The 4,004-nt window shown below is 60.5% G+C and carries 4 protein-coding genes; all 4 read right to left on the bottom strand.

Going from position 1 to position 4,004, the window contains the following annotated elements; all coding sequences use genetic code 11:
* Window positions 1-153, bottom strand: a 153-nt coding sequence (locus tag ACCAA_RS04460) for a thioredoxin family protein (RefSeq protein ID WP_186406045.1), incomplete at its 3' end; no start/stop codon positions are given.
* A gap of 357 nt (window positions 154-510) precedes the next feature.
* Window positions 511-3,372: an Ig-like domain-containing protein gene (locus tag ACCAA_RS22425; RefSeq protein WP_186406044.1), complete on the bottom strand. Its 2,862-nt coding sequence runs from the start codon at window positions 3,370-3,372 to the stop codon at window positions 511-513.
* 24 nt (window positions 3,373-3,396) lie between these two features.
* A complete protein-coding gene (locus tag ACCAA_RS04450) occupies window positions 3,397-3,672 on the bottom strand; it encodes a hypothetical protein (protein ID WP_186406043.1) in 276 nt (91 codons plus the stop codon).
* Window positions 3,673-3,810: 138 nt separating this feature from the next.
* Window positions 3,811-4,004: hypothetical protein (locus ACCAA_RS04445; RefSeq protein WP_186406042.1), on the bottom strand; the 194-nt coding region annotated here is incomplete at its 5' end.

Genomic DNA, 4,004 nt, shown 5'->3' with positions numbered 1-4,004 from the left:
CGGATGACTGGCGAAAGCCGGGCCGATCAGTGGCTGGGCGGCCCGGCAGTAGCCACACCAGGACGCACCGAACTCGATCACCGTCGGTTCTTCGAGCGTGTCGATCTCGGCGCGCAACGGTTCGGCCTCGGGATCGAGGGTATTCAGGCGCATGCTTTCTCCAGATTGCGCGCTCGTGCTTTCATGCTGCTCGGTGACTTCGGACGGGGAATGGGTTCACTTGAGCCTCTTCACCCTGTAGAGTCAATCGAAAAGGGCGCGAACGGAGCACGACGCCGATTACCGCTCTGGGGCTCCCTGGGCCAGGTAGCGGCGGCGACCCAGAACCCCAGGCATTGTCGGCCTTGTTGTTCCTTTACCGGGATCTCTTCATGGAGTTGTGAATGGCAGAGCCAACTTCAATCCTAAACAGCATGTGGGTGCTGGAGCACTTCGAGTCTCACTTTGCCCCGTATCTTCTGCTAGGGACGCGCTACGCAGACACGGCATCCTTCCGGCAGGATAGTTTTCCTACATCATTTCCACCACAATCTGGGACAGCGGCGCATCGGCAATACCTGTCAGGGTCACTCCGTCTGAGAGGTCGGAGGCGGCGTCCAGATAGACCAAAGTGTTATTGCCGAACGGGTTATCCGCGATGGATACGCCAGGCAGCGCCTTGAACTTGGCCTCGGTGTAGACCGTTTGATCGGTCGTATTGACGAATACCAGCTTGTCCTTGGCGACGTCGAACCCGCTGCTCGCGACGACGAAGTTGGGGGTGCCACTGACCGGAGCGGCGCCGGCTGCCGGAAGGGTCACTCCCAGGGTACTTGCAAACTGGGCATAGGTCTGACTGGTGGCCGTGTCGCCCGCGGGCGCGTTGGCGCCGAGCTGGAAGTTGAACTTCGACGCACCCAGGATCTGCACCTTGGCGCCGGTGGAGAGGGTCAATTGCGCGGCGTCGTTGTAGAAGCTGCTGGCGGTGAGGGTCATGCCGTCAACCCACTGGATGACGTTGACGCCTTCGGTGTCGGTGATCTGGGCGGTGACGGCACCGGACAGCGTATTGGGACTAATAATGTAGGTGTCGTTGCCACCGCCACCCAGATAGTTGTTGCCCGCCGAGGGAATGAAGAAGTCGTTGCCGAGCGTGCCGGGGACCGTGTAAGAGGGGCCGGCAACGGCCGGTGTGAGCGCGGGCGCCTGTGTGAAACCGCTGGGAACGACGTAGCCCGCAGTGCCGGAAACCGGGGTCGAGCCGGTAGGTACGGAACCACCCAGGGTGCTGGCGAACTGGGAATAGGTCTGTGTGGCGGCGGTGTCACCGGCGGGCGCGTTGGCGCCGACCTGATAGCCCAACGCCGAGGCGCCGAGGATCTGGACGATGGCCCCACTGGCGAGCGTCAGTTGCGCCGCGTTGCCATAGAAGCTGCTGGCGCTGATCGTCATGCCGTCGACCAACTGGATGACATTGCTGCCTTCGGTGTCGGTGATCTGGGCGGTGACGGCACCGGACAGCGTATTGGGACTAATAATGTAGGTGTCGTTGCCGCCGCCGCCCAGATAGTTGTTGCCGGCGGACGGAATGAAAAAGTCGTTGCCTAGTGTGCCAGGAACGGTGTATGAGGGGGCGGGCGCGGCGCCGGTGGTGAAGTCGTAGGTGCTGGTGCCGGCGTAACTGTTGCCCACCAGGTCCTTGATCGTTCCGGCGGCAAGGGTGACGTAATAGTGGGTGCCGTCTGCGAGGCTGCTGGTCGGGTCGATGGTCAGCGTACTGCCGGAGACCGTCAGCCGGTTGCTGGTCGCAGCGTCATAGGTTTCGACGGTAGCGCCGGCGGCAGTCTGGAGAAGAATGCTGCCGGTGCCGCCGGCGATGGGTTCGCTGAAACTCAGCACGATGTTGCTGCTGGTGGCCACTCCGGTGGCGCCGTCGCTCGGGCTGAAGCTGAGGACCGTTGGGGCAGGGCCGAAAGACAGGTCGCTGCCGGACACGTAGAATGCGGCGGCGGTGAAGCTGCCGATCAGCTTAATCTGCACCTCCGCACCGGACGTGGTGTCGGTGCCGATATAAAGGGTGTTAGTACCGGAGGCGAACTGTACCTCGCCCTGTCCGACGGTGCTGCCATCACCAGCGGTGACATGACCAACAAGGGTGACACCGGTGACGTCGATGGTGTCGCCCGGCGTGAAGTCGGTGATGGTGTCGAGGCCGTTGCCATGGTCAGCGAAGACGAAGCTGTCGTTGCCAGCGCCCCCGGTCAGCGTGTCGTTGCCAGCGCTCCCGGTCAGCGTGTCGTTGCCTGCGTCACCGGATAAGGTGTTGGCACCGCTGTTCCCCTCGATAACATTGTCTCCACCGGTGCCGATGGCATTTGCGTCAGCTGTCCCGCTCAAGGTGACATTGCTGAACGGTGTACCAGCGAGCTTGGCCGAGAATGGGGTGACGTAGGTCGTGTTATCGGTGAGGGGAGCGACGGCGATGATTTTGAAATCGACCCTGTAGGTGAGGCCCTTTGCGAGCACGCTCGACGGGTTGAGTACTTCGGTCCATAGGTTCAGCGAGTCGTCATTCGGATTCCGGCTGCTCGCCAGGAAGCCTTGCAGGCCAAGTTGCAGCCCATGCGGGTTGTCGATCACCAGACGAATAGTCGGACTGTCCAGATGCCAGGCCGACCCCGCCCCTTTGACCAATTCCACCCACGAGCCGAGTTCCTGCGCTTGGTCAAAGAGATGATCGTCGCGAGGCGTGGCATCACTCAACGGCAGACTATGAACCTTGCCAGCCCGGTCCTCCCACAGGATCAGCGAGGCATCGAAGCTTTGCTGCGAAGAGAACATGCTCGACAGCGTTCCCGCACGCAGCACGTCGCCTGCCGTGCGTACAACACCGGTTGCCAGTTCGACATCTTGCTGAACGGCAAAGACGTTCGAGACGCCGATGGTCGTGAACGCAAAAGTCGGATCCGGAAACGCTCGGGTGCTCGTGACGTTGGCAACTGATCCGAAATGGCCGGTGATAACGTCTGTATACCGGGCACCACCGCCAATCGTGATGTCTCCCCGGTCAACAGTTGGGACATAAGCAAGGTTCTCGTCGCCGGCAGCAGGTCGATACGAGAACGTCGCTGCAAATGAGGTGCCATAAGAGCCCGCTGTACCGTCCGGCTTCTGGTAGGTATCACGCAGATAGGTGTTCGCCACGAGATCGACGAAGCTACCCGGGTAACCCGATCCGTTGGGTGTTCTGTCGAACACTTCAACTGCGTGATAATTTCCCAGAGGCACGCTGCCGCAATACACCGGTACTGCAGGCTCTATCACTCCCGCGAGTACTTGTGCCACCGCGGCGAAACTCTGCGGGTCGTCAAAGAACTTGGTAGAAGTTGCCATTGTGCTCTTCGCTTATCTCGTCGTTTAGCGCGGCCTTTGGCCGCAACCAGGAATGGGTGGCGCCTTAGTCGGTGCATCGCCAAAGCCCGTGCCGACTAAGTTGCTGCTGTAGATCTCGAACAACTCGCTCGCCACTGTGACCGCTTCAACACGTTCTGTAGTGGCTTCTGGTAACCAATCGCCACCGACGATGCGTGTGGCGCTGAAATCGGCGGAGGCAGGGACATTGTGGGTTGCGCTGGCGAGCGGAATCTCGCAATCCCGAACGCTGCGATCGACCGAGAGGATTTGGCGCGGCATGATCTTTTTCCTTGTTTCAGAGGAACTGTAGGCAATTTCGGGCTGTGGGGCATCATGCCACGGCTTTTCTGGCTCTGAAGTTGAGCCTTGCTCAGAGTTCTCAGCGTCACCAGTGGACTGTACGAATCACGGTTTCTCCTACATCGTTTCCACCACGATCTGGGAAAGCAATGCATCAGAGATGCCCGTCAGGGTCACTCCCCCTGCGATGCCGGAGGCTGGGTCGAGATAGATCAAGGTGTTATTGCCGAACGGGTCATCAGCGATCGATACGCCCGGCAGCGCCTTGAACTCGGCCTCGGTGTAGACCGTATGGTTGGTCGTATTGACGA

This window comes from Candidatus Accumulibacter aalborgensis, assembly GCF_900089955.1.
Taxonomy (GTDB): Bacteria; Pseudomonadota; Gammaproteobacteria; order Burkholderiales; family Rhodocyclaceae; genus Accumulibacter; species Accumulibacter aalborgensis.
This window is presented reverse-complemented; position numbering and strand designations above follow the sequence as displayed.

Bases quoted from the DNA above. Each gene is read 5' to 3' on its own strand.
- ACCAA_RS04450 (WP_186406043.1), bottom strand. From the start codon at position 3,672: ATGCCGCGCCAAATCCTCTCGGTCGATCGCAGCGTTCGGGATTGCGAG.
- ACCAA_RS22425 (WP_186406044.1), bottom strand. From the start codon at position 3,372: ATGGCAACTTCTACCAAGTTCTTTGACGACCCGCAGAGTTTCGCCGCG.